General features: G+C 71.8%; 19 protein-coding genes and 1 pseudogene. 8 read left to right on the top strand and 12 right to left on the bottom strand.

The features are described 5' to 3' along the window. Nucleotides 1-5: 5 nt before the first annotated feature. From J8M51_RS24090 to J8M51_RS24080, 3 genes are read left to right on the top strand one after another with little or no spacing between them, the layout of a single operon-like run. Nucleotides 6-794: an ABC transporter ATP-binding protein gene (locus tag J8M51_RS24090; protein ID WP_086751454.1), complete on the top strand. Its 789-nt coding sequence runs from the start codon at nucleotides 6-8 to the stop codon at nucleotides 792-794. Continuing rightward, nucleotides 781-1,692 (top strand): ABC transporter permease, encoded by a 912-nt coding sequence (locus J8M51_RS24085; protein ID WP_086751452.1) that lies wholly within the window; start codon nucleotides 781-783, stop codon nucleotides 1,690-1,692. The genes J8M51_RS24090 and J8M51_RS24085 overlap by 14 nt, the downstream gene beginning before the upstream one ends. 14 nt (nucleotides 1,693-1,706) lie before the next feature. Next, nucleotides 1,707-2,459, top strand: coding sequence for a sirohydrochlorin chelatase (locus J8M51_RS24080; RefSeq protein ID WP_086751487.1), 753 nt, complete (start codon nucleotides 1,707-1,709; stop codon nucleotides 2,457-2,459). Between the two features lie 7 nt (nucleotides 2,460-2,466). Here the strand turns inward: J8M51_RS24080 and J8M51_RS24075 are convergent, their stop codons facing one another. Continuing rightward, nucleotides 2,467-3,084 carry a TIGR03086 family metal-binding protein gene (locus J8M51_RS24075; RefSeq protein WP_086751450.1) on the bottom strand — a complete coding sequence of 206 codons (618 nt, stop codon included), beginning with the start codon at nucleotides 3,082-3,084 and terminating at the stop codon, nucleotides 2,467-2,469. A 51-nt stretch (nucleotides 3,085-3,135) separates the two neighbouring features. Next, entirely contained in the window at nucleotides 3,136-3,732 is a 597-nt protein-coding gene (locus J8M51_RS24070) for a DUF1697 domain-containing protein (protein ID WP_086751448.1), read from the bottom strand. 237 nt (nucleotides 3,733-3,969) lie between these two features. Between J8M51_RS24070 and J8M51_RS24065 the strand changes: the two genes are divergently transcribed. After that, on the top strand, nucleotides 3,970-6,255 hold the full coding sequence (locus J8M51_RS24065; RefSeq protein WP_086763209.1) for an MMPL family transporter: 2,286 nt from the start codon (nucleotides 3,970-3,972) through the stop codon (nucleotides 6,253-6,255). Between the two features lie 68 nt (nucleotides 6,256-6,323). Here the strand turns inward: J8M51_RS24065 and J8M51_RS24060 are convergent, their stop codons facing one another. The 5 genes and pseudogenes from J8M51_RS24060 to J8M51_RS24040 form a co-directional block, all read right to left on the bottom strand. Then, the gene (locus J8M51_RS24060; RefSeq protein ID WP_086763207.1) at nucleotides 6,324-7,280 is read right to left on the bottom strand and encodes a CDP-alcohol phosphatidyltransferase family protein; all 957 of its coding nucleotides are present in this window, start codon (nucleotides 7,278-7,280) and stop codon (nucleotides 6,324-6,326) included. Between the two features lie 237 nt (nucleotides 7,281-7,517). Then, nucleotides 7,518-8,760, bottom strand: a pseudogene (locus tag J8M51_RS24055) (glycosyltransferase). A gap of 217 nt (nucleotides 8,761-8,977) precedes the next feature. Further along, the gene (locus J8M51_RS24050) at nucleotides 8,978-10,261 is read right to left on the bottom strand and encodes an ABC transporter substrate-binding protein (protein ID WP_086759845.1); all 1,284 of its coding nucleotides are present in this window, start codon (nucleotides 10,259-10,261) and stop codon (nucleotides 8,978-8,980) included. Continuing rightward, entirely contained in the window at nucleotides 10,261-11,094 is an 834-nt protein-coding gene (locus tag J8M51_RS24045; protein WP_086759842.1) for a carbohydrate ABC transporter permease, read from the bottom strand. Before J8M51_RS24045 ends, J8M51_RS24050 begins: the two co-directional genes overlap by 1 nt. Beyond that, on the bottom strand, nucleotides 11,091-12,038 hold the full coding sequence (locus tag J8M51_RS24040; protein ID WP_086759840.1) for a carbohydrate ABC transporter permease: 948 nt from the start codon (nucleotides 12,036-12,038) through the stop codon (nucleotides 11,091-11,093). Before J8M51_RS24040 ends, J8M51_RS24045 begins: the two co-directional genes overlap by 4 nt. A 153-nt stretch (nucleotides 12,039-12,191) precedes the next feature. Between J8M51_RS24040 and J8M51_RS24035 the strand changes: the two genes are divergently transcribed. After that, nucleotides 12,192-13,055 (top strand): phosphotransferase enzyme family protein, encoded by an 864-nt coding sequence (locus tag J8M51_RS24035; protein ID WP_267299462.1) that lies wholly within the window; start codon nucleotides 12,192-12,194, stop codon nucleotides 13,053-13,055. Between the two features lie 16 nt (nucleotides 13,056-13,071). Here the strand turns inward: J8M51_RS24035 and J8M51_RS24030 are convergent, their stop codons facing one another. The 3 genes from J8M51_RS24030 to J8M51_RS24020 all read right to left on the bottom strand — a co-directional run bounded on the left by J8M51_RS24030 (nucleotide 13,072) and on the right by J8M51_RS24020 (nucleotide 15,627). Further along, nucleotides 13,072-13,557, bottom strand: a complete 486-nt coding sequence (locus J8M51_RS24030) for a GNAT family N-acetyltransferase (protein ID WP_086759385.1) — start codon at nucleotides 13,555-13,557, stop codon at nucleotides 13,072-13,074. Then, nucleotides 13,554-14,276, bottom strand: a complete 723-nt coding sequence (locus tag J8M51_RS24025) for a 3'-5' exonuclease (RefSeq protein WP_086759383.1) — start codon at nucleotides 14,274-14,276, stop codon at nucleotides 13,554-13,556. Before J8M51_RS24025 ends, J8M51_RS24030 begins: the two co-directional genes overlap by 4 nt. Nucleotides 14,277-14,379: 103 nt before the next feature. Beyond that, the gene (locus J8M51_RS24020) at nucleotides 14,380-15,627 is read right to left on the bottom strand and encodes an SAV2148 family HEPN domain-containing protein (protein WP_086759382.1); all 1,248 of its coding nucleotides are present in this window, start codon (nucleotides 15,625-15,627) and stop codon (nucleotides 14,380-14,382) included. Between the two features lie 339 nt (nucleotides 15,628-15,966). Here J8M51_RS24020 and glgX point away from each other — a divergent pair, with 339 nt between their 5' ends. The 3 genes from glgX to J8M51_RS24005 all read left to right on the top strand — a co-directional run bounded on the left by glgX (nucleotide 15,967) and on the right by J8M51_RS24005 (nucleotide 22,087). Next, the gene (gene glgX / locus J8M51_RS24015; protein WP_216589474.1) at nucleotides 15,967-18,096 is read left to right on the top strand and encodes a glycogen debranching protein GlgX; all 2,130 of its coding nucleotides are present in this window, start codon (nucleotides 15,967-15,969) and stop codon (nucleotides 18,094-18,096) included. 157 nt (nucleotides 18,097-18,253) lie between these two features. Beyond that, nucleotides 18,254-20,650, top strand: coding sequence for a malto-oligosyltrehalose synthase (treY, locus tag J8M51_RS24010; protein ID WP_267299461.1), 2,397 nt, complete (start codon nucleotides 18,254-18,256; stop codon nucleotides 20,648-20,650). Nucleotides 20,651-20,812: 162 nt separating this feature from the next. Beyond that, nucleotides 20,813-22,087 (top strand): M14 family zinc carboxypeptidase, encoded by a 1,275-nt coding sequence (locus J8M51_RS24005; RefSeq protein WP_398856748.1) that lies wholly within the window; start codon nucleotides 20,813-20,815, stop codon nucleotides 22,085-22,087. A gap of 118 nt (nucleotides 22,088-22,205) precedes the next feature. Here J8M51_RS24005 and J8M51_RS24000 read toward each other — a convergent pair whose 3' ends face one another. Then, nucleotides 22,206-22,643 (bottom strand): SSI family serine proteinase inhibitor, encoded by a 438-nt coding sequence (locus tag J8M51_RS24000; RefSeq protein WP_086762096.1) that lies wholly within the window; start codon nucleotides 22,641-22,643, stop codon nucleotides 22,206-22,208. Beyond that, complete coding sequence (locus tag J8M51_RS23995; RefSeq protein ID WP_086762098.1) at nucleotides 22,640-24,010, bottom strand: M14 family zinc carboxypeptidase; 1,371 nt, start codon at nucleotides 24,008-24,010, stop codon at nucleotides 22,640-22,642. Before J8M51_RS23995 ends, J8M51_RS24000 begins: the two co-directional genes overlap by 4 nt. Nucleotides 24,011-24,186: the final 176 nt, after the last annotated feature.

Genomic DNA, 24,186 nt, shown 5'->3' with positions numbered 1-24,186 from the left:
CGACCATGGCCACCGCACTCGCCAAGGCCGCCGACGGCGTCCGGGCCGTCGAGCACGCCGCCCGTATCGAGCACGTATCGAAGTCCTTCGCCGGGCCCGCCGGGCAGCAGCTCGTCCTGGACGACATCACGCTCGATGTCGCTCCGGGCGAGTTCGTCACCCTCCTGGGAGCCTCGGGCTGCGGCAAGTCGACGCTGCTCAATCTGGTCGCGGGTCTCGACGACCCGACGGCCGGCCGGATCACGACCGACGGGCGTCCGGCCCTGATGTTCCAGGAGCACGCCCTCTTCCCGTGGCTGACCGCGGGCAAGAACATCGAACTCGCCCTGAAGCTCAGGGGAGTTCCGAAGAACGACCGCCGCGAGCGGACCGAGGAACTGCTCGGTCTGGTCCGGCTCCAGGGCGCCTACGGCAAGCGGGTGCACGAGCTGTCCGGCGGTATGCGCCAGCGGGTCGCCCTGGCCCGCGCCCTGGCGCAGGAGAGCAAACTGCTGCTGATGGACGAGCCGTTCGCCGCGCTCGACGCCATCACCCGGGACGTGCTCCACGACGAGCTGACCCGGATCTGGAGCGAGACACAGGTCTCCGTGCTGTTCGTGACGCACAACGTCCGCGAGGCGGTACGGCTCGCCGAGCGTGTCGTCCTGCTGTCCTCGCGCCCCGGCCGGGTGGCCCGCGAGTGGACCGTGGGCATTCCGCAGCCGCGCCGTATCGAGGACACCGCCGTGGCGGAGCTGTCCGTCGAGATCACCGAAGAACTGCGCAAGGAGATCCGCCGCCATGGCCAGCACTGAGACCACGAGCGACGCCGGTCCCGGCAAGGACGTCAAGGACGCCGACGACCTCGCCGGTCTGGAGGCGGGCCTCGACGCGCTGGACTCGGTACAGACCGGGCGTCCGCCGCTGCGCCAGGTCCTCGTCCAGAAGGTGCTGCCCCCGATCACCGCGGTCGCGCTGGTGCTGGCGGTCTGGCAGCTGCTCGTCCTCGCGGAGGTCGCGCCCGCCTACAAGCTGCCCGCGCCCTCGGCGGTGTGGGACGAGGTCCGGCAGGCCTGGCTGCAGGGCACGCTGCTGGAGTCCATCTGGACCAGCGTCTCCCGCGGTCTGCTCGGCTTCCTGGCCGCTCTGGCGATCGGCACCCCGCTGGGTCTGCTGGTGGCCCGGGTCCGGGTCGTCCGGGCGGCGATCGGCCCGATCCTCTCCGGTCTGCAGTCGCTGCCGTCGGTGGCGTGGGTGCCGGCCGCGGTGGTCTGGCTGGGCCTGGAGCCGTCGGTGATGTACACGGTGATCCTGCTCGGCGCGGTCCCGTCCATCGCCAACGGTCTGGTGTCCGGTATCGACCAGGTGCCGCCGCTGTTCCTGCGGGCGGGCCGCACCCTGGGCGCCACCGGGCTGAAGGGCACCTGGCACATCGTGATGCCGGCCGCGCTGCCCGGCTATGTCGCCGGTCTGAAGCAGGGCTGGGCGTTCTCCTGGCGCTCGCTGATGGCCGCGGAGATCATCGCCAAGGCACCCGACATCGGCTCCGGCCTCGGCCAGATGCTGGAGGCGGGCCGCACCAACAGCAGCATGCCGCAGGTGTTCCTCGCGATCTTCCTCATCCTGATCGTCGGTATCGCCATCGACCTGCTGATCTTCAGCCCGCTGGAGCGGTGGGTCCTGCGCAGCCGCGGGCTGCTGGTGAAGAGCTGATCCCCGTGTTCCCCGTGTCCGGGAAGCCGGTCCTCCTCGTCGTCGCCCACGGCAGCCGCGATCCGCGGCACGCCGCGACCGTGCACGCCCTCGTCCGGCGGGTGCGGACGCTGCGCCCCGGGCTGCGCGTGGAGACCGGCTTCCTGGACTTCAACGTCCCCTCCGTCCCGGCGGTGCTGGAGTCGCTGGCGGCGGAGGGCGTCCGGGACGTCGTCGCCCTCCCCCTCCTCCTCACCCGCGCCTTCCACGCCAAGGCCGACATCCCGGCGGTCCTGCGGGAGGCCCCGCCGAGCCTGCGCATCCGCCAGGCGGAGGTGCTGGGCCCCTCGCCCCTGCTGCGCTCGGCCCTCGAACGCCGTCTGTACGAGGCAGGGTTGAGCCCCGCCGACAAGTCCTCGACCGGGGTCGTGCTGGCCTCGGCGGGGTCCTGTGACCCGGAGGCGATCGCGGTGATCGCCGATATCGCGCGGGAGTGGTGGCACACCGGTTGGTGCGCCGTGCGACCCGCGTTCGCCTCCGCTTCACTCCCCCGCACCGAGGACGCCGTACGGGAGCTGCGGGCCCTCGGCTGCGAACGGGTGGCCGTGGCGCCGTACGTCCTCGCGCCCGGCCGGCTCCCGGACCGTATCGCGCGGGGAGCCGCCGGGGCGGATGTCCTGGCCGACGTCCTGGGCCCGGCACCGGAGGTGGCCCGGCTGCTGCTGCGCCGCTACGACGAGGCGTCCGTGGAGACACTGTCGCGGACCCGGGTCGGCGCGAGCGCCTGAGCGGAGCCTAGGGCCGGTTCCGGGCGACCGCGAGTTTCGGGTCCCGGCCGCTCGACGCCAGCGCCCTGTCGAACACCGGTGCGTCTGCCGGTACCGGGACGGGGTCCGCGAAGCCGTCGTACTGGCGGTAGAGGTCGCCGTGGGTCTCCACGACGGTGAGGACGAAGCGGGCCGCGTCGTCGGATACATGGAAGGGCTGCCCGGTGGCGGTCGCGACGTCCCAGCCGTGGACGGCCGTCTCCTTGATGATCATGCCGGCGAGGTCGACGGCGGGCAGCGGGCCCATGCCGAGGTCGATCTCGCCCTCCCACAGCGACGGGTCGGCCCAGGCGGTGACCGCGCGGTCCAGCTGGGCGGCGTAGGCCTCGGCCCAGTCGGGATCGGCGGTGAAGTCCCGCTTCGTCAGTTCGTCGGGGAGGGGCTTGCGCAGGGCGCGGTGTTCCAGGCCGTGCGAGGTGTACAGGACCCAGTGGTTGACCAGGGCGCGGACGTCCCAGTCGCCGCAGTGGGTGGAGTGGGCCAGCCGGTCCGCCGTGACGCCCCGGGCGATCCGGGCCGCCTCGGTGGCGCATTCGGCCATGTACGGGTGGTGCGGATGGCGCGTGGTGGTGTCGTCGCTCTTCATGCGTCTCACGCTAGGGACGGCGTGCGCGGTCCTCTTGAACAAACGCGACAGTCAGCCGGCCCCGGAACCGGACCCGGTCAGCTCCGCCAGCTTCCTCACCGTGTTCCAGTTACGGCTCGTGGCGATCAGGCCCTTGAGGAGGCGGGGCTTGGCCAGGGTCTCGGCGAGCTTGGAGCGGCCGAGGCCCTCGGGGGCGTACAGGTACACCGCACGGTCCCCGATCCTGAACTCCTCCGGCAGGAAGGCCGGTCGGTCGATGTCGTCGAAGCGGGCCTCGTCCGGGGTCTCCGACAGATACGTCACGTGCAGCTGCTTGCCCTCCAGCTCCGCCGCCGGGAACGGGCAGTCGTCCCGGACGGCCGCCAGATAGGCGTGGTCGCGGACCAGGACGTCCACGGTGAAGCCGAAGCGGTGTTCGATGGCGGTGGTGATCCCGGTGGCGAGGGAGGTCTCGGCGGCGAGGGGGGTCTCGGCGGCTGAGGAGGTCTCGTCGTGCTCGACGGTGAAGACCGCGTTGCCGCTCTGGAGGTAGGTGGCCACGCCGGTGTGGCCGAGGCCGGTCAGGAGGGTGCGGAGGTCGGCCATGGGGACCTTCTTGTTGCCGCCCACGTTGATCCCGCGCAGGAGCGCCGCGTACGTCGTCGTCATGGGGTCACGATAGGCGCGGGACGACCTGGCCACCCTGAGGAGCGGCCCCGAGAGGCCGGGATAGGTGTAGGGGGTCGCTGTCCTCCTTGGTGGGGAGGGGATGGGGTCCGAGGGGAGGAGTCGTAGGCGCCGGGGTTCACCGGTCAGCACGAAGAGACGCACTTATCCAGCCCATACCTTCGAAGCGAAGGGCGACGGCAGGGGGCCGTCACCCGGTGACGAGGGGACTGGCCGACGATGGCTGAGGGAGACGTACGGGTGCGGGGGGTCGCCGCCCGGGCGGGTGGCTGGAGCGCCCGGCACCGCTGGGCGGCCGTCGGGATCTGGCTGCTGTTCGTGGCGCTGACCATGGGGATCGGGTCGGCGATGGGCTCGGTCGAGGTCAAGGACAGCGACCAGCTCAAGGGGGAGACCAGCACGGCCGCCCGTATCGTCGAGAAGGCGGGGATCGAGGAGCCCGCCGGTGAGACGGTCCTGATCCAGGCCGAGGACGACGGCGTCAAGGCCACGGACGCCGCGTTCCGGGCCGCCGTGGACGATGTGATGAAGGCCGTCGAGGGCACCGGGAAGGTCACGGACGTGACCTCGCCGTACGACACACGGACGATCTCGCAGGACGGGCGCAGCGCGCTGGTGCAGTTCGACGTGCGGGGCGCGTCGGACACCGCGGGCGAGCGGATCGAGCCGGTGCTGAAGGCCGTCGAGGGGGTGCAGAAGGAGCACGGGACGCTGCGGATCGAGGAGATCGGCGGCGCCTCGATGATGAAGACGTTCGACGACGCGTTCGGGGACGACTTCCAGAAGGCCGAGTACTCGGCGGTGCCGGTGGCGCTCGGCATCCTGCTGATCGCGTTCGGCGCGGTCGTCGCCGCGCTGCTGCCGGTGGCGCTGGCGATCACCGCGATCATGGCGACGATGGGGATGATGGCCATCGTCAGCCATGTGATCCCGATGAGCGACACCGCCAACTCCGTGATGCTGCTGGTGGGTCTGGCCGTCGGCGTGGACTACTGCCTGTTCTATCTGCGCCGGGAGCGCGAGGAGCGTGCGGCGGGCCGGGACGCGCAGACCGCGCTGCGGGTGGCCGCCGCGACCAGTGGCCGGGCGATCATCGTCTCCGGTGTCACGGTGTGCGTGGCGATGGCGGGCATGCTGTTCACCGGGCTCGCCGAGTTCGAGGCGATGGGGCTGGCCTCGCTGATGGTGGTCGCCGTCGCGATGGTCGGTTCGGTCACGGTGCTGCCGGCGCTGCTGTCGCTGCTGGGCGAGCGGGTCGAGAAGGGCCGTATCCCGTTCCTGCACCCGGACAAGCGGCGGAAGAACGGCCGCGCGGGAGGCGGCGGTTCGGAGGGCGGCGGTTCGGAGAGCCGTTTCTGGAACGCCGTGCTGCGGGTCGTCCTCGCCAAGCCGGGGCTGTCGCTGGTCGTCGCGACCGGTGCGCTGCTCGCGGTGGCCGCGCCCGCGGTCGGGATGAAGACGCAGAACCTCACGCTGGACCAGGAGTTCGGCGACTCGCTGCCGATCGTGCAGACGTACAACCGGGTCAACGAGGCCTTCCCGGGCGGTTCCGAGCCGGCCGAGGTCGTGGTGAAGGCGAAGGACATCAACGCCCCCGAGGTGCGGGCGGCGCTGGCGGACTTCAAGAAGGAGGCCGTCGCCTCGGGCGCCTCGCGCGGCCCGGTGGAGATCAAGGTGCACGACGCGCAGAACGTGGCGTTCGTGTACGTGCCGCTGGTCGGCGGCTCCGACCAGGACAAGGCGGGCGCGAGTCTGGACAAGCTGCGTGACGAGGTGCGGCCCGCGACGCTCGGCGAGGTCGACGGTGTCGAGGCGCCGGTCACCGGGCAGGTCGCGGGCAACAAGGACTTCAACGACCAGCTGACCGGAGCCGTCGTCCCGGTCTTCGCCTTCGTCGTGGTCTTCGCCTTCGTGCTGATGCTGCTGTCGTTCCGCTCGCTGACGATCGCGGTCACGTCGATCGTGCTGAACCTGCTGTCGGTGGGCGCCGCGTACGGCATCCTCGTCGCGGTCTTCCAGCACGGCTGGGGTGCCTCGCTGGTGGGCGCGGAGGGTGTCGGCGCCATCATCACCTGGCTGCCGCTGTTCCTCTTCGTGATCCTCTTCGGGCTGTCGATGGACTACCACGTCTTCGTGGTCTCGCGGATCCGTGAGGCGCGGCTGAGGGGCCGTACGACGAAGGAGGCGATCCGGCACGGGGTGGTCACCACCGCCGGGGTGGTGACCAGCGCCGCCGTCATCATGGTCGCCGTCTTCGCGATCTTCGGGACGCTGTCCATGCAGTCGATGAAGCAGATGGGCGTGGGCCTGGCGGCCGCCGTCCTCATCGACGCGACGGTCATCCGGGGTGTGCTGCTCCCGGCGGTGATGGCCCTGCTCGGCGAGCGCAACTGGTATCTGCCGAAGTGGCTGCACCGGATGCCGGACCTCACCCACGACGAGTCCGCGGAGCCGGGGCCGGGGTCGGTGCCGACCACCCGGGAGGGCGAGCCCGTACGGGCCTGACGCCTCGTCGTCGTACGCGGGTGGCCGGGGTGCGCGCACCCCGGCCACCTCGCTGTCCCGCCCGGTCGTCAGGCGGCCTTGGCCACGTCCTCCCGGATGTCGCCGCGGTCGAAGGAGTCGAGGGTGCGGGTGAAGTCGCGGGTGGAGAGCAGCAGCTTGTAGACGATGGCCAGTTCGAAGACCAGGAGCAGGACGCCGGAGACGATGGTCGTCGTCAGCACCGAGTCGATGATCGGGCCGATCATGAAGACGCCCATCTGGAACTCGATGCCGCTGATCAGATGCGGGCGGACACGGTGGCGCAGCAGGAAGGAGCGGACGCGCAGATAGGCCGGGAAGCGGCGGCGGAACTCCTGGTGCAGGTCGACGACCTGGGCCTGCGGCGCGGCCTGGGTGACCTCGGCGGCGGCCGTGCGCAGGTCCTGCTCGATGTCGGCCTCGGGGTTCTCGCGCAGCAGGTCCTCCATGAAGGCGAGTTCCCGCTCGTTCTCGGCGCGGCGGGCCTCGCGGAGCCGGGCCTTGATCTGCTTGCGCATGGTGTGGCGGACCTTGAAGGTCTCCAGGGAATTGATGTAGCGCAGCGCGTCGCAGCCGATGACGGCGGCGGCAAGCCAGATGTAGAGCGTGTCGCCGGTGCGGTGGTACTGCCCCGCCATCAGGGCCACCGAGCAGGCGGCGACCCGGACGCGGTCGAAGACGAAGTCGAGCCAGGCGCCGAACACCGAGCCCTGGCCGGTGAGCCGGGCGACCTTGCCGTCCATGCAGTCGAGGATGAAGCTCAGGTGGTAGACGACGGCGCCGGCGATCAGCCAGCGCCAGTCGCCCAGCGCGAAGAAGCCGGCCGAGACCAGACCCAGCAGGAAGGCGCCCCAGGTCAGCTGGTTGGGCGTGATCCTCGTGTACTTCGCGGTCAGCCGCACGAGCGGTGTGGCGACCGGGTCCACGAGCAGCACGGTCCACCAGGCGTCCCGCTTCTTCTGCGTGACGCGGCGCACTTCCGCGAGGTCGGGTATGTCTCGGCGCATGGGTCAACTTCCTGGCGTTCGAATGGAATTCACTCCCAGCTTGGAAGTCGTTCATACGAGGCACAAGAAGCGTCGAACACAACCTTTCGGAGGGGGTAACGGTCGAACCCGGTAACAGAGTCAGTGCGCGTTCCGCGCGGACCCGGCGTTACCTGAGCGTTACCGAGTGATCCGACTGTGACCTAAAAAGTTCCGGGATTTCACGGTAGGCGTGGAACCAACCGGCTTGCCCAGCTATCAGGGTGTTCGGAGCGGGGCACGAAGCTCCGCCTCGATGAGGTCGGCGGCCCGCCGGGTGCCGCCCTCCGCCGCCGTCTCCCGCTGGATCTCCTGGAGCCGGCGGGCCACCTCGGGATCACCGACAAGGGCGAGGACCGCCTCGCGCAGCGCCTCGGCCGTCGCCTCCTCCTTGGGCAGATGCCGGGCCACCCCGAGCGCCTGAAGCATGTCGGCGTTGCCGAACTGGTCGACGGCCTGCGGTACGGCGACCATGGGCGTGGCGGTGGCCAGGCCCTCCTGACTGCCGCCGGCGCCCGCGTGGGTGACGAACGCGTCCGCCTGCCGGAGGATCGCCAGCTGGGGCACCCAGTCCCGCACCTCCACCTGGGCCGGGATCTCGCCCAGCTCCGCCGGGTCGACGTGCCGGCCGACCTGGAGCACCGTGTGCCAGCCCGGCAGGTCACCGAAGGCCTTCACACACTCCCGGTAGAAGTCGGGCTGCTTGGTGAAGGCGGACCCGAGCGAGACGAGCAGCACCTTCTCCGCACCGGCGGGCCGGGTCCACTCGCCCTGTGCCGCGCGGTCGCCCTGGCAGGCGCCGACAAAGGTGTAGCGGCTCCGGTCGACCCGGTCGGCGTGCGGTTGGAGCGCCTTCGGGATGAGGACGAGGGAGCGTTCGGGGCGGCCGACGAAGGGGTCGGGGTGCTCGGTGATCCCGTTCTCCTTCAGCCAGGCCTCGAAGCGGGCGTAGTACGCCCGGCCGCGCTCCGTCTTCCTCGGTTCGGCCCACATGGGTTCGGCGACCTCTTCCTCGTAGCCGGTCCAGGCGACCAGGTTCGGGGAGAGCGAGATCGCCTTGACGCCCCAGCGGTGGGCGAGGACGGCCGCCGGGTACGAGGTGATGTCGTGCAGCACGAGGTCGGGCTCGTCCCCCTCGTACGCCTCGACGAGCTGCGGCAGGGCCTGGATCGCGTCGTCCAGGAAGGGTTCCACGTTGTCGAGCAGCGTGCTCCCCCACGCCTCGGGGTCGGCGTCGGGCCCGGGCAGCGTCGACCGCCAGATCCGGGGCTCGGCCCCGGTCTCCGCCACCTTCTCCGCGAAGGCCGGCGGAATCGCGTACGTCACCCGGTGCCCCCTGGCCACCAGCTCCCGAATCACTTCGAGACTCGGGTTCACGTGACCGTGAGCGGCGATGGAGAACATGGCGATGTGGGAGGTCATGAACCCGACGGTATGCGAGACGATACGTATCGTGCAACATGGTTTCGGGGGTGCGTTGTCGGGTGCGGGTCCGGTGGGGGCTTCTCGCGCAGTTCCCCGCGCCCCTGGAAGACACAGGCCCTGCGGGCCTAAACGACCACGGCTCTGCGCCCCTGAAAAGCAGGGGGCGCAGCCCCTGCTTTTCAGGGGCGCGGGGAACTGCGCGAGAAGCCCCACCGGAGCCGCACCCGACAACGCACCCCAAAACGCTCGCCACCTCAGCGCTGATACCGGGCCAGCACCAGATTCCCGTCGTCCTCCAGACGGTCCCGCAGCTCACCGAGACCGATCGCCCCGCTGTAGTACTCCTGGTACGCGGGCGTGGCGACCTTGTCCTTCCATTCCGGGTAGCCGCGTACGGACTGCGCGGGCGCGGAGCGGAGGTGGGTGGCGAGGGCCGTGCCGGTGGCCCAGTCGTGCTCGGTCGTGTGGAGGGCGGGGTCCCGGAGGGCCTCCGTGCCGGTCGGGAGCATCCAGTCCCCCAGGGCCAGGCGGACCATGTTGTCGGGGCGGAGGAAGAAGTCGATGAACGCGGCGGCGTCCGCCTTGTGGGCGCTGTCCTCGGCGATCGAGAGGGTCTGCGGACTGACGCCCTGGGTGAGCCCGTCCGGGCCGGCCGGGGCGGGCAGCACCTGCCAGTCGAAGCCCTTCGGCGCCTGCTGCACGATCTGCTGGCGGTACGAGAAGCCGAGCGGGACCATCGCGTACTTGCCGCCGAAGAAGCCGGGCAGGGTGTCGGAGCCGCCCATGCCGAGCGTGGTGCGGGGCGCGCTCCCGTCGGAGTTCACCTGGTCGTGCACGGTCTTCGGGACGACCGCGTCGGCCGCCCCGAAGCGGACCTCGACCTTGCCGTCCGCGTCCCGGTGGAAGAGCTGTCCGCCGGCCGAGAGGGACAGGTTGAGCGTGGCCGACACCGGGTCCTTGAGCGGCCAGGCGACCCCGTACCGGCCGTCCCCGCTCAGCTCCTTCGTGACGCCCCTGAACTCCGCCCAGGTCCACGGGTCCGCAGGGGTCGGAACACGTACGCCCGACTCCCGCAGCCACGTCGCGTTGGCGATCAGCACCCGCGGCTCCTGGAGGAACGGCACGCCGTAGATCCCGTCCCCGAACGTCGTCGTCTCCCAACTGCGCCGCGGGATGTCCGACTTGAGCCGCTCGGGCAGCAGCTCGCGCAGATCGGCGAGGTAGCCGCCGTAGGCGAAGTCCGCGAGGTCGTCGGAGGCGTCGTGGATGATGTCGGGCGCCTCACCGCCCTCGAAGGAGGTGAGCAGCTGGTCGTGGACGCTGTCCCAGCTCCCCTGGACGTACTCGACCCGGACGCCCGGGTGGGTGGCGTTCCACTCCTTCACCAGCTCCTTGTTGACGGCGACGGACTCCTCCTGCCAGGCCAGGGACTGGAAGCGGAGGGTCACCCGGCCGTCGTCGGAGGTGCCCTCGCCGCCGGTGCAGCCGGCGGCCAGCAGGCACAGCAGCAAGGCCGCGACGAGCCCTCGTGTGCGCATCAGCTCTTCACCGCCCCGGCGAGCATGCCGCCCGTGATCCGTTTCTGGATGACCGCGAAGACGACCAGGGACGGGAGCGTGGCGAGGAAGGCCGCCGCCGCCAGCGGGCCGAGGTCGGCCACGCCCTCCGCGCCGATGAAGTGGGTGAGGACGACCGGCAGGGTCTGTTTCTCCGGGGTCTTGAGGAGCACCAGCGCGAAGAAGAACTCGTTCCACGCCGTGATGAACGCGAACAGCGCCGTCGCCACGATGCCGGGTGCCAGCAGCGGCGCCGTCACCGACACCAGCGTCCGCAGCTTCCCCGCCCCGTCGACCGCCGCCGCCTCCTCCAGCTCGGTGGGCACGGCCCGGACGTAGCCGACCAGCATCCACAGCGCGAACGGCAGCGCCCACACCACGTACACCATGACCAGTCCGGGCACGGAGTTGATCAGCCGGAGGTTCTTCAGCACCAGGAAGAGCGGGATGATCACCAGCACGAACGGGAACGCCTGGCTGACCACCACCCACCCGGTCGCCATCCGCGAGAGCGTGGTGCGGTACCGGGCCATGACGTACGCCATCGGGGTCGCGATCAGTACGGCGACGACGGCCGCGCCGAGGGCGGCGACGAGCGAGTTGAACGCGGCCTGGAGCAGGGGTTGTTCGTCGAAGGCCTGGCGGAAGTTGGCGAGGGTCGGGTCCCTCGGGATCCAGGTCGGGTGGAGGCTGCCCAGCTCGCGAGCCGGTTTGAAGGCGGTGGAGACCAGCCAGAGGAACGGGAATGCGAGGAAGACGAGATAGGCGAGGAGGGCCAGGTACTGGCCGGTGCGCGCCGCTCTGCTACTCCTCATGCGTCCTCACCCCGCCGCAGTCGGCCCACCAGGACGAACGCCAGGGCGATCGAGATCCCGGCGACCATCACACAGCCCATCGCCGCCGCGTACCCGAACTGCCCGTAGCGGAAGGCCTCCTCGTACGCGAAGAGCATCGGCAGGCGGGTGCGGCCGCCGGGGCCGCCGTTGGTCAGGACATAGACCAGGGCGAAGGAGTTGAAGTTCCAGATCAGGTTGAGGGCGGTGATCGCGAGGGCGATGGGTCTGAGGGCGGGCCAGGTGACCGTGCGGAAGCGGCGCCAGGCGCCCGCGCCGTCCATCGCGGCGGCCTCGTGCAGTTCGCGCGGGGTGTTCTGCAGGCCGGCCAGCAGGGCGACGGTGGTCTGGGGCATGCCCGCCCAGACGCCGACCACGACGACGGCGGGCAGGGCGGTGGCCAGTCCGCTCAGCCAGTCGCGGCCGTCGCCGAGGCCGAGGTCGCGGATCGTCTCGTTGAGGATGCCCGCGTCGGGGTTGTAGACGAGCCGCCACATGATGCCGACGACCACCTCGGGCATGGCCCAGGGGATGATCGCGAGCGCCCGAGCCAGCCAGCGCAGCCGCAGGGGCTGGTCGAGGAGCAGCGCGAGGCCGAGGGCGAGCAGGAACTGCGGGACGGTGACGCCGACCGCCCAGAGCAGGCCGATGCGGAACGACTCCCAGAACAGGGTGTCGTGCAGCAGGTCCTGGAAGTTGAGGGTGCCGATCCAGCGGGTCGGCTCGGTGCGGCCGGACTGCGCGTCAGTGAACGCCAGCGCGATCCCGTAGAGCAGCGGGCCGACGCTCAGCACCAGGATGGGGATCAGCGCGGGCAGGACGAGGAACCAGGCCCCGTGGTCGATCGGACGCCGGTCCCGGCCGCCGGCCGGGGTGCGCCGCTTGGCCGGTCGCGGGCGTCGCGGCTTCGCGGTCGCCAAGGTCATGCCCGTCATGGTGCTGAGGCCATGACAGGGCGTCAAGGCACCGCGCACAGGGCCCGACCTGTGCGAATGCGAGACTGTCCGGCGGATGGCGTGAACCTGATGCCCCGCCGCAGCCCGGGGGGAGCGTCAGCCGTACGGACACGGAGGCGAAGGATGGACGAGACACGGGCCCGGGAGGTACTGGCCGCGGCCGGTGTGCTGCCCACCGCGGCCGGGGAGGCGCGGCTGCTCGCGCTGGGCGAGAACGCGGTGTTCGCCGCCGGTGACCTGGTGGTCAAGGTGGGCCGTGACGCCGGACTCCTCGACCGGGCCCGCCGCGAGCTGACCGTCGCGGGCTGGCTCGCCGAGGCGGACGTCCCCGCGGTGCGGGCCGCCGGGCCGGAGGCCCTGCTCGTCGAGGGGCACCCGGTGACGGTGTGGCACCGTCTGCCCGACTCCGTACGCCCGGCCGGCGCCCGTGATGTGGCCGAACTCCTACGGCTGGTCCACGCCCTGCCCGCGCCCGACTTCGCACTGCCCCGCCGTGAACTGCTCGGCGGGGTGGAACGCTGGCTACGGCTCGCCGGGGACGCGATCGACCCGGCGGACGCGGCGTATCTCCGTGCGCGCCGCGACGGGTTCGCGGCGGCCTCGGCGGCCCTCGTCCCGCATCTGCCGCCGGGTGCCGTGCACGGCGACGCCCTCCCCCGCAACGTCCACATCGGGCCCGGCGGTCCGGTCCTCGTCGACCTGGAGACCTTCTCCGGCGACCTCCGCGAACACGACCTGGTCGTCATGGCCCTCTCCCACGACCGCTACGGCCTGCCGACCGAGGAGTACGAGGCCTTCACGGACGCCTACGGCTGGGACGTGCGGGAGTGGGAGGGCTGCTCCGTGCTGCGGGGCGCCCGGGAGACGGCCAGCTGTGCCTGGGTCGCCCAGCACGCGCCGAGCAACCCCAAGGCCCTGGCCGAGTTCGAACGGCGGGTCGCCTCACTGCGCGACGGGGACGAGACGGTCCGCTGGTATCCGTTCTGATCCGCGCGGTACCGGCTCAGGCTGCCCGGAGTATGAGCACCACTTCGTCGGTCTCGGCGTCGCGGGCCCGGGCAAAGCCCCGGTCGTGGCCGGTGACGACGAAGCCGCACTTCTGCAGGACCCGGATCGAGCCGGTGTTGTCCGCGGCCGCGTAGGCGTGCAGGGGCCGGGTGGGCACGAGGTCGAGCAGGGCGGTGAGGGCGGCCGTGGCGATGTGGCGGCCCCAGTGGGCGCGGTCGATCCAGTAGGTGATCTCGCGTTCGTCCGCTGGGCCGAAGACCGCGATCGAGCCGACGACCTCGCCGTCGGCGACCACCGTGCGGTTCAGCACCTCGGGGTCGGCGCGGAGCTTCGCCCAGTGGCTGTCGAAGAGCTCCCTGTCGTACTGGTACGCCCCGGTGAAGGCGGCCATCCGCTGTGCCTCGGGATCGGACCAGTGCCGCCAGAACAACGGCAAGTCGCTGTCGCGTACTTCGCGCAGGGTGACCACTGTCGCGGTCATACCGTTTCGTCCTCCAGTTCGCGCAGCGGCCAGGTCGCGTCGACGGCCGCTTCGGGGTCGCCCTTGCGGCGCAGGAACGCCTGGAAGTCGGCGGCCCACTGCGCGTACCACTCGATCTGACGCAGATGCAGCTCGGCCGGGCCGAGGGCGGCGACCTTCGGGTGGCGCTCGGCTATCGCGCGGGCGAGCCGGGCGGCGGCCAGGGCGTCGGCGGACGCGTCGTGCGCGGCGTCCAGCGGCACGCCGTACTCCCCGCAGACCGCTTCCAGATTGCGCTTGCCCCGGCGGTAGCGGTCCACGGAGCGGTCGATCGTGTACGGGTCGACGACCGGCGCCGGGTCCTGGCCGCCGAGGCGGTCGCGCAGGGACGGCAGGGCGTACCGGCGCAGCTCGGCGGAGAGCAGGGTCAGGTCGAAGGCCGCGTTGTACGCCACGACCGGGACGCCCGTCTTCCAGTAGGAGACGAGGACGTCGGCGATGGCGTCGGCGACCTGGTCGGCCGGTCTGCCCTCGGCCGTGGCGCGGGCGTTGGTGATGCCGTGCACCGCCACCGCCTCCGCCGGGATCTCCATGCCCGGGTCGGCGAGCCATTCCCGGTGTCCGACCGGCTCCCCGTCCCTGACCTCGATCACCGCGCCCGTGACGATCCGCGCCTCGCGCGGGTCCGTCCCGGTGGTCTCCAGGTCGAAGCCGATCAGCAGCTGCCGGTGCCAACCCATGCTGGCCCCCCTTCTTGGTGGTGCTTTCCCCCAGTGACCACCACCATCGCATGGGCCACTGACAATCCGAGGACCGCGCTCCGCCCGGCCCCTGGACAGGCGCTCACGACACCGGCCGGGAGTCCGCCCACGCCACTTCGAACTCCTCGCGATAGGTATCGAAAAGTCCGACTTCGCCGTTCTCGTGCGCCTTGAGGACCCGGTTGCCGCCGCGCAGGACGAGGACGGGTGCCTCCATGCCCCGGGTGCGCCGCAGATAGGTCTGGACGACCGCGACACCGTCCGTGCCGTCGCCGTCCACGAGGTAGGCGGTGAAGCGGGGGGTCTCGTCGAAGACCTGGATCTCGAAGGCGCCGGGGTCGCGCAGCCGGGAGCGGACCCGGCGCATATGAAGGATGTTCATCTCCACGGCACGGCTCAACTCACCTCGTTTTATGCCCAGTTCGCGCTCACGTCGCTTGACCGCGCTGGACGCCGGGTTGAGGAAGAGCAGCCGGACCCGGCTGCCGCCCTCGGCGAGCCGGACCAGCCGCCGCCCGGAGAAGTTCTGCACGAGGAGGTTCAGGCCTATGCCGATGGCGTCGAGGCGGCGGGCGCCGCCGAACAGGTCCTCGGCGGGGAACTGCCGCAGCAGCCGCACCCGGTCGGGGTGGACGCCGACGACGTCCGCGTACCGCTCGCCGACCAGGTCCTCGACGGCGTCGACGGGCAGCCGGCGCGCGGAGGGCACGTCGCTGCCCGCGCCCAGGATCTCCAGCAGCTTCGCCGAGGCGCGCTCCGCCTGGGCGAGGACGGCCTCGGAGAGGGCGCGGTTGCGGGAGACGACGTTCCGGGTGACCTCCAGCTCGTCCAGCGCCAGTTCCACGTCGCGCCGCTCGTCGACGTACGGCTCGAAGCAGGGCCAGTGCTGCACCATCAGCTCGCGCAGCTGCGGCAGGGTGAGGAAGCTGAGCACGTTGTCGTCGGCGGGGTCGAGCAGATAGCCCTTGCGGCGGCTGACCTCGCGGACCGCGACGGCCCGCTGCACCCACTCCTGTCCGGCGGGCCCGGCGGCGGCCACCACCCAGTCGTCGCCGTGGACGGGCTCGTAGATGGGGCGCAGCACGGCGGCCACCACGGCGCGCAGCCGCTGCTCGACGAGGTTCAGCCAGATGTAGGCGCGGCCGGCCCGCTGGGCGCGCGTACGCACTTCGAGCCAGGCGTCGGCGTTCCAGTCCAGTTCCGGGCCGATGGAGCCCCTCTCCATCGGCCGCGCCAGGGACACCGCGCCGGGTGGGACATCTGTGGAGTTCCCCTCGTGACCCGTGTCGCCCGCGTCACCAGGAGGCAGCTCCAGCCCTCCCGAGCCCACCCACGCACCGCCTTCCGCTCCCCCGAACCCACCCCTACTCAACGATCAAGGAAGGGTACTCCGGTAGCGGGTGACGATACAGCCGGATGGACAGGTCGTTTCCCAACTACCGCCCGTGACTTGGCCGTTCCCACGCGTCACCGCGCCGGGAGTGAGCTGATTCATAGCCACCGGCCGGCCGGTCGGCCGGCCGGGAGCCGAAATCGGCCGCCCCCGGAGCGTCACGACGCGCACACCGCCGGGCAGGAGAGACGTATGTCCTAGGAGGTTCCGTCAGTTTGGGGGAGACTCCCCCCGGAGTGGCCCCGGCGGCGCGCGACAACTGGAAGAGTCGTATCCATGCAGGTCTGGCCTGGACAGGCGTATCCGCTCGGCGCCACGTACGACGGCGCCGGTACCAACTTCGCGGTCTTCTCGGAGGCCGCGCACCGAGTCGAGCTGTGTCTGCTGGACGACGACGGCTCCGAGACGGCGGTGGAACTGCGCGAGACGGACGCGTTCGTGCGGCACGCGTACCTGCCCGGTGTGATGCCGGGGCAGCGGTACGGCTTCCGTGTGCACGGCCCGTACGCGCCGGAGCGCGGGCTGCGCTGCAACTCCGCGAAGCTGCTCCTCGACCCGTACGCGCGTGCGATCAGCGGCTCGGTCAAGTGGGGGGAGGAGGTGTACGGCTACCACTTCGGGGCGCCGGAGGAGCGCAACGACCTGGACTCCGCCCCGCACATGATGACCTCGGTCGTGGTCAACCCGTACTTCGACTGGGGCGACGACCGGCGGCCCCGTACCGAGTACCACCACACGGTGATCTACGAGGCCCATGTCAAGGGCCTCACCATGCGGCACCCGGGGCTGCCCGAGGAACTGCGCGGGACGTACGCCGCGCTCGCCCACCCGGCGATCATCGAGCACCTGACCGAGCTGGGCGTCACGGCGCTGGAGCTGATGCCCGTACACCAGTTCGTGAACGACCACCGGCTGGCCGACATGGGCCTCGGCAACTACTGGGGCTACAACACCATCGGCTTCTTCGCCCCGCACAACGCGTACGCCTCCTGGGGCGACCGCGGGCAGCAGGTGCTGGAGTTCAAGTCGGCGGTCCGGGCACTGCACGAGGCGGGGATCGAGGTCATCCTCGACGTGGTCTACAACCACACCGCCGAGGGCAACCACCTGGGTCCGACCCTCTCCTTCAAGGGCCTCGACAACTCCTCGTACTACCGGCTCACGGACGACCCCCGCTACTACATGGACACCACGGGCACGGGGAACTCGCTGCTGATGCGGTCCCCGCACGTGCTGCAGCTGATCATGGACTCGCTGCGGTACTGGGTCACCGAGATGCATGTCGACGGGTTCCGCTTCGATCTCGCCGCGACCCTGGCCCGGCAGTTCCACGAGGTGGACCGGCTGTCGTCGTTCTTCGACCTCGTCCAGCAGGACCCCGTGGTCTCCCAGGTCAAGCTGATCGCCGAGCCCTGGGACGTCGGCGAGGGCGGCTACCAGGTGGGGAACTTCCCCCCGCTGTGGACCGAGTGGAACGGCAAGTACCGGGACACGGTGCGGGACCTGTGGCGGGGCGAGCCACGCACGCTCGCGGAGTTCGCGTCCCGGCTGACCGGCTCGTCCGATCTGTACCAGGACGACGGGCGGCGCCCGCTGGCCTCCATCAACTTCGTGACCTGCCACGACGGGTTCACGATGCGGGACCTCGTCTCCTACAACGAGAAGCACAACGCGGCCAACGGCGAGGACAACCGGGACGGGGAGAGCCACAACCGGTCCTGGAACTGCGGGGCCGAGGGCGAGACCGACGACCCCGGGATCACGGCGCTGCGGGTGCGGCAGATGCGCAACCTCGTCGCGACGCTGATGCTGTCGCAGGGGGTGCCGATGCTCAGCCACGGGGACGAGTTCGCGCGCTCCCAGGGCGGCAACAACAACGCGTACTGCCAGGACAACGAGGTGTCCTGGGTGCCGTGGCCCTCCGGGGAGGACGGGGACGAGGACGCGCCGTACGGGGATCTGCTGGAGTTCACCCGGGCGATGGTGCGGCTGCGGAAGGAGCATCCGGTCTTCCGGCGGCGGCGGTTCTTCCACGGGCGGCCGGTGGAGGGGACGCACGACGAGCTGTCGGACATCGCCTGGTTCACGCCCGAGGGACGGGAGATGGTGCAGCGGGACTGGGACTCCTCGCAGGCGGGGGCGCTGAGCGTGTTCCTGAACGGGAACGCGATCTCCGAGCCGGGGGCGCGCGGCGAGCGGATCTCCGACGACTCGTTCCTGTTGATGGTCAACGCGTCGGCGGGGGAGCTGGAGTTCGTGGTGCCGGTGAATCATGGGCCGCAGTGGCAGATGGTGGTGGATACGGGGCGGGAGGACGCGGTGCCGGTGGACGGGGTGAAGGTGGCGGCCGGGGAGAGGGTGCGGTTGGTGGACCGGAGTCTGGTGGTGTTCCGGAGGCCTGCGTAGATGTGATTGCGGGGTTCGCCGTACGGGGTGACTGTTCGTTGCGGGGTGCGGGTTGTTTGTGGCTGGTCGCGCAGTTCCCCGCGCCCCTTCAGGGCGCTGTCCTTGCCCTTGCGTGTCAAGTCGCACGAAAACCTGCCCAGCGGGTACGTAGGTCTGCATGACCTCTGTCGTGCCTGCCTCCACGTACCGGATTCAGCTTCAGCCCGACTTCCCCTTCGCCGCCGCGTCGGACGCCGTGCCGTACGTCGCCTCGCTCGGGGTGTCGCATCTGCACCTCTCCCCCGTGCTGGAAGCCGTGCCGGGGTCGGCGCACGGGTACGACGTGGTCGATCACGGGCGGGTGCGGGAGGAGCTGGGGGGTGAGGCGGGGCTGCGGGCGCTGGCCCGGACCGCGCGCGCCCATGGGCTCGGGCTCGTGCTGGACATCGTGCCGAACCACATGGCCATGGCGCCCCGGTACAACCGGGCGCTGTGGGAGGTGTTGCGGGAGGGGCCGGAGTCGGCGTACGCGCGGTGGTTCGACGTCGACTGGGAGGCGCGGGGCGGGCGGATGCTGCTGCCGGTGCTCGGGGGGCCGCTGGGCGCGGAGATCGAGCAGTTCGTGGTGGACGGGCGGGAGCTGCGCTACTACGACCATGTGTTCCCGCTGCGGGAGGGCACCGAGAAGCTGCCGTTGCCGCAGCTGCTGGACGCGCAGTGGTACCGGCCCGTGTGGTGGCGGCTGGCCCGCACCGAGCTGAACTACCGGCGGTTCTTCAGCATCTCGGAGCTGATCGGGGTGCGGGTCGAAGTGCCGGAGGTCTTCGACGCGACCCACGCGAAGATCCTTGAGCTGCTGGCGGAGGGGGTCGTCGACGGGCTGCGGGTCGACCATCCCGACGGGCTCGCCGACCCCGACGCCTATCTGCGGCGGCTGCACGAGGCGACCGGGGGGCGGTGGACCGTCGTCGAGAAGATCCTCGCGGACGGGGAGGAGCTGCCCGCCGCCTGGCCGGTCGCGGGGACCACCGGCTATGACGCGCTGCGGCAGGTGGACGGGCTGTTCACCGATCCGGCGGGGGCCGGTGAGCTGCTGGGGCGGTACCGGCGGTTCACGGCCGCGCAGGCCGACCGGGGCGGCGAGTGGGAGCCGACCGTACGGCGGGCCGCGTACCGGGTGCTCACGCACGAACTGGTCGCGGAGGTGGAACGGCTCACGCGGGTGGCGCACCGGTTGTGCGAGCGCTCCTCCGATCTCTCCCTGCGCGACCAGGCGCCGTGGGCGCTGCGCACCGCGCTGTGCGAGCTGCTCGCGCGGATGGAGGTGTACCGGCCGTACACCTCCGAGGACGCCTCCCTCGTCGTCACCGAGGAGGCGGCGGCCGAGGCGCGCGCGGTGTTCGTGGTGCCGGAGGAGGCCCGGTCGGTGGACGCCGTACGGGATCTGGTGCTGGGCCGGGCGGGGGACGGACCGGAGCACGCGGAGTTCCGGGCGCGGTTCGCGCAGACCTCGTCGGCGCTGCGGGCGAAGTCGGTGGAGGACACGGCGTTCTACCGCTATGTGCCGTTGGTGTCGGCGAACGAGGTGGGCGGCGATCCGGGCCGCCCGGCGGTGTCGGCGGAGGACTTCCACGCCTACTGTGCCCGGGTGCAGCGTGACTGGCCGGCCACCGGGACCGTGCTGTCGACGCACGACACCAAGCGCAGCGCGGACGTACGGGCGGCGGTCGCGGTGCTCGCGCAGTGCCCGGGGCGGTGGGCCGACCTGCTGGCGGAGGTGACGCGGGACGGTGCGGGCGTGCCCGATCCGCAGCTGGCGTGGGCCGCCTGGCAGACGGCGTTCGGGCTCGGCCGGGCGGACGACGAGCGGGGCGGCGAACCCGGCGGGGAGGGGTTCGGGGAACAGTCCGGGCAACGGTTCGAGGAGCGGCTTCAGGGCGCCCTGCTGAAGCATGTGCGCGAGGCCGGGCTGCACACCTCCTGGACCGAGCAGAACCCGGCGTACGAGCGCGCGGTGGCGGACTTCGTGGCCCGGGGGCCCGCCGTGGACTCCCGGGTGGCCGCGCTGCGGGAGGAGCTGGAGCCGTACGCGCGGGCCAACAGCCTCGGCGCGGCGCTGGTGCAGCTGACCATGCCGGGGGTGCCGGACGTCTACCAGGGGACGGAGGGCGAGTACCGGGCGCTGGTGGACCCCGACAACCGGCGGTCCTTCGCTCCGCTGGAGGGAGAGGACAGGGAGTCCGACAAGGTCCGGCTCACCTCGGCCGCGCTTCGGCTGCGCGGGCGGCGGCCCGAGGTGTTCGGGGAGGCGGCGACCTACGCGCCGCTGCCGGCGACCGGACCCGCCGCCGGGCACTGTGTGGCCTTCGCCCGGTCCGGGGAGGTGGTGACCGCCGTGACACGGCTGTCGCTGCGGCTGGCGGAGGCCGGGGGCTGGGGGGACACCCGGCTGACGCTGCCGGCGGGGCGGTGGGCCGAAGTGATCGGCGGGGAACGGGAGTTCACGGGTGAGGTGCGGGTGGCGGAGCTGTTCGCGTCCCTGCCTGTCGCGCTGCTGGAGCGGGTCGGCGGGTGAACGCGAGATGGCCGCCGGGGAGCGGTGGCTCCCGTACCGGGTGACGGTGAATGCTCCTGGGCGCCCCTGGGAGCCGCCCCTTGTACGGACGGACACTGGACATATCCACCCACTCGGTTCCGCCGGGTGTGCGGATTCTGGTGCCAGGCGGACGGGACGGGGGTGGGTCTGCTGTCGGAACTCGGTTATCTCGACCGTTCCGGTCGTTCCGGTTATCCCACGGTGGCCGAGCTGGAGTCGGCCGCACGGATGCTGACGGTGCGCCGGCCCGGGCTGTGCGCCCTGCGGCGGATCGGGGTGTCGCGGGCGGGCCGGCCGCTGCGGCTGCTGTCCGTGGGCCATGCGAGACGTGCCGTGCTGGTCGTCGCGGGCGCCCACGCCAACGAGCCGACCGGTGGCTCCACGGTGCTCGCGCTGGCCGAACGGGTGCTGCGTGAGCGGGAGTTGCGGTCCGGTGTCTCCTGGCACTTCGTGCTCTGCGCGGACCCGGACGGGGCGAGCCTGCACACCACCTCCGCGCCGCGCACCCTCCTCGACTACCACCTGGGGTTCTTCCGGCCGGCCGGCCCCGAGCAGCCGGAGTGGTCGCCCTCGGTGCTGCCGCACGACCGGCTGCCGCCCGAGACGCACGCCCTCCTCGGGGTGCTGGACGAGCTGCGGCCCTACCTCCAGGTGACCCTGCACGGCACCGATCTCGGCGGCAGCTGGGTGCAGTTGACCAGGGATGTGCCGGGGCTCGCCGAGCCGTTCGCCAAGTCCGCGGCCGAGCTGGGCATACCGGTGGAGCGGGGTGCGTCCGACGCCGCCGGCTGGCCGGTGTCGGGACCCGGGGTGTTCGTGATGCCCGGGCCGGGCGCCCATACGGCGTATCCGAGCATGCCGGACGACGCCCGGCACAGCACCTGGTACCACGCCCATCGGTACGGCGGTCTGACGGCGGTCGTCGAGGTGCCGATGTGGGCCGGCGACCTGGTGGACGACACGGCCCCGCACCCGGCGCCCGCGGCGGCCCTGCGGTATCTGGCGCGGCGGCTGGTCACGGACGCGGGCCGGGTGGAGCGGGTGCTCGCCGAGGCGCTGCCCCGGCTGCCGGGGCCCGACGGTCCGTTGCTGCGGGCGGCCCGGTGGGCGCTGGCACTGGCGCCGGGGCTGGCGCGGGACTGGACGGACGGGCCGCCGCCGGATCTGTCGGCGGCGTACGTGGGCAGTGTGGACGCGTTCGGGCGGCGGCTGCCGTTGCGGGCCGCCGCGATGCTGCGGCGGGCCCTGGTGGACGCGGGGGCGCCGGGGGCGCCCTTTCTGGAGGAGCTGGTGGCGGAGTGGTGCGAGTCGTTCGGTGAGCGGTTTCGGGCGCGGTGGGTGCCGGTGGCCGACCAGGTCGAGCATCAGGTGCGGACGGTGGTGGCGGCGGCGGAGTGTGCGCGGCATGTTGACTGAGGGCGCCTATTGGGGTGCCTCATAGGGTTGTTGGGCGTGTGCGGGTGCGTTGGGGTTGGTCGCGCCCACGCGGCGGAGCCGCATATGGACACAGCCCCGCGCCCCATTGGGGCGCGCCCTAACTCGACAGGGCGAACACCGAGCCTGTTCTCGCCGCCATCACGCACGCGTTCGCGAAGGTCTGCTCGTAGGTGATCGTCCGGCCGTTCCACTGGCCTTCCGCGGTGGCCCGGATCGGGGCGTAGATCTCGGTGCAGATGGCGTCGCGGTGGGGGATGCGGGTGATGTCGCCCTCGGTGCGGCGGAGTTCGGCGCAGGCCTGGGCGGCGTGGCCGTGGCCCTGGGGCGGGTCGCAGAGAAGCAGGGTGCCTCGGGTGTCGGAGGTGCGGGGGTCGGCGGCCTGGGCGCCGGGGGCCTGGACACCGGCTCGGGCGAGGGAGACGTAGAGCCAGTCGCCCTGGACGGCGGTGGTCCCGGCGGGGGCCGAGGCGCCGACGGTGAGGAGGGCGAGGGCGGCGAGGAGGGCGGCGCGTGCCGTGCGGGTCGGGGTCGTCATTCCCGGTGCATCGGCACGACGGGCCCGGAACTCCATTCCGGGTCACCCGAACGGGAGCCACCCGCGCGGGGAAGTCCGGCCGTCAGTGCGAAGGCGGCGAGGACCACACGGGTCTGGTACTCGGCCTGGCGGGCGACGGGGATCCAGCGTGCCCCGTAGCCGTCGCGGTACTCGGCGCACCACCCGTCGATGAGCCGGTCCAGCTCGGGCAGCGCGTCGGCCGGGTCGCGTCCGGCGCGGGTGACCAGCTGGTGCAGCAGTCCGGCGGTGCGCAGGGCGACCCGGCGGCCGGAGAGGGCGAGGGTGGTGAGGCGGGATGTGTCGAGCGGGGGCAGCGGCCGGGCGGCGCCGTCGTGGACGTCGGGGTCCCAGGAGTCGGCGAGGCCCGGCCCGACCAGTAAATAGTCGTCGACCGGGGCGAGGAGCCGGGCCGCGTCCGGGCCGCCGCTCACCGAGGGCCGGACCCGGGCGAGGAGGTCCGCCAGGAGCCGGGTGTCGCGGCGCAGGGCGTGGCTGACGCGGCGCAGTACGGCGTCGGCGTCGGGCGGCGGGGAGGGGTCCTCGACGGCGGTCACGCCCCACATGGGTGCCTCGACGACGGCGGTGACCGTGCCGTAGCGGTGCGGGTGGTACCAGGTGGACTCGACGGCGGCCTCGGTGATGGCGGCGGCCAGGTCGCCCCGGCGCGGGGGCGGGATGCGGTAGACGGCGGGGCCGAGGCGCGGCCAGTACAGGGTGTCGTACGGGCTCAGCTCGCGCGGGATGCCGAGGCGGGCGGCGGTGTGGGCGACGCGTTCGGCGAGGCCCGGCAGTTCACGGGTGAGCTCGACGAAGCCGCCGCCGACGTCGACGCCGTGCAGCGAGCACTGGAAGAGGGGCCGCAGTTCGTCCTGGAGGTCGAGGAGGGCGCGGGTCTCGGGCAGGACGGCCCCGGCGGCGCCGTCGGGCAGCCACTCGGGCTGTTCCAGGAAGCCGGGGCGGAAGAAGTGCCGGAAGTGGTGGCCGAGGGTGTAGGGGCCGGACAGCCAGCCCTCGTTGCGGCGGGAGCCGTCGGGGTCGAGGCTCAGCAGCAGGTTCCAGGTGATGTCGGCGGCGTCGCTCAACCGGGGGTCGGCCAGGGCCCGTTCGGCGAGCCGGAGGACGGTGGCGCCGCCCACGGGCTCGTTGGCGTGCGGGCCGGCGACGATCAGGGTGTGGCGGGTGCCGTGTCCGACGGAGAGCAGCCACAGCGGTGTGCCCGCCCGTGAGGTGCCCACGCGGCGCAGTCGGGAGCGGTGCGGATGCCGGGCGACGAGGGCCGCGGCGCGGGCGGACAGTTCGTCCACGGACGGATAGCGGAGGAGTGGCGGCAGGGCACACACCTCCACGAATCGGGCACGCGTCCGCACGCGTGTGATGCCGTCTGTCGGCGCCGTCTGTGATGCCTTCGGTTCACCTGGTGTGCATGGTGTAGGCACAGTCAGTCATGGCCGAGAACGCACGTCAACACCTTGGAGGGGACAGCCAGTTGAGAAACTCGCTGCGTAAATCCCAGGCCAGAGCT

Source organism: Streptomyces griseiscabiei, from assembly GCF_020010925.1.
In the GTDB taxonomy this organism is placed as follows: Bacteria; Actinomycetota; Actinomycetes; order Streptomycetales; family Streptomycetaceae; genus Streptomyces; species Streptomyces griseiscabiei.
Note: the sequence above shows the minus strand (reverse complement) of the source record. Positions and strands in the feature narration are given on the sequence as shown.

Bases quoted from the DNA above. Each gene is read 5' to 3' on its own strand.
- J8M51_RS24090 (WP_086751454.1), top strand. From the start codon at position 6: ATGGCCACCGCACTCGCCAAGGCCGCCGACGGCGTCCGGGCCGTCGAG.
- J8M51_RS24085 (WP_086751452.1), top strand. From the start codon at position 781: ATGGCCAGCACTGAGACCACGAGCGACGCCGGTCCCGGCAAGGACGTC.
- J8M51_RS24075 (WP_086751450.1), bottom strand. From the start codon at position 3,084: ATGAAGAGCGACGACACCACCACGCGCCATCCGCACCACCCGTACATG.
- J8M51_RS24070 (WP_086751448.1), bottom strand. From the start codon at position 3,732: ATGACGACGACGTACGCGGCGCTCCTGCGCGGGATCAACGTGGGCGGC.
- J8M51_RS24065 (WP_086763209.1), top strand. From the start codon at position 3,970: ATGGCTGAGGGAGACGTACGGGTGCGGGGGGTCGCCGCCCGGGCGGGT.
- J8M51_RS24060 (WP_086763207.1), bottom strand. From the start codon at position 7,280: ATGCGCCGAGACATACCCGACCTCGCGGAAGTGCGCCGCGTCACGCAG.
- J8M51_RS24050 (WP_086759845.1), bottom strand. From the start codon at position 10,261: ATGCGCACACGAGGGCTCGTCGCGGCCTTGCTGCTGTGCCTGCTGGCC.
- J8M51_RS24045 (WP_086759842.1), bottom strand. From the start codon at position 11,094: ATGAGGAGTAGCAGAGCGGCGCGCACCGGCCAGTACCTGGCCCTCCTC.
- J8M51_RS24040 (WP_086759840.1), bottom strand. From the start codon at position 12,038: ATGACCTTGGCGACCGCGAAGCCGCGACGCCCGCGACCGGCCAAGCGG.
- J8M51_RS24035 (WP_267299462.1), top strand. From the start codon at position 12,192: ATGGACGAGACACGGGCCCGGGAGGTACTGGCCGCGGCCGGTGTGCTG.
- J8M51_RS24030 (WP_086759385.1), bottom strand. From the start codon at position 13,557: ATGACCGCGACAGTGGTCACCCTGCGCGAAGTACGCGACAGCGACTTG.
- J8M51_RS24025 (WP_086759383.1), bottom strand. From the start codon at position 14,276: ATGGGTTGGCACCGGCAGCTGCTGATCGGCTTCGACCTGGAGACCACC.
- glgX (WP_216589474.1), top strand. From the start codon at position 15,967: ATGCAGGTCTGGCCTGGACAGGCGTATCCGCTCGGCGCCACGTACGAC.
- treY (WP_267299461.1), top strand. From the start codon at position 18,254: ATGACCTCTGTCGTGCCTGCCTCCACGTACCGGATTCAGCTTCAGCCC.
- J8M51_RS24000 (WP_086762096.1), bottom strand. From the start codon at position 22,643: ATGACGACCCCGACCCGCACGGCACGCGCCGCCCTCCTCGCCGCCCTC.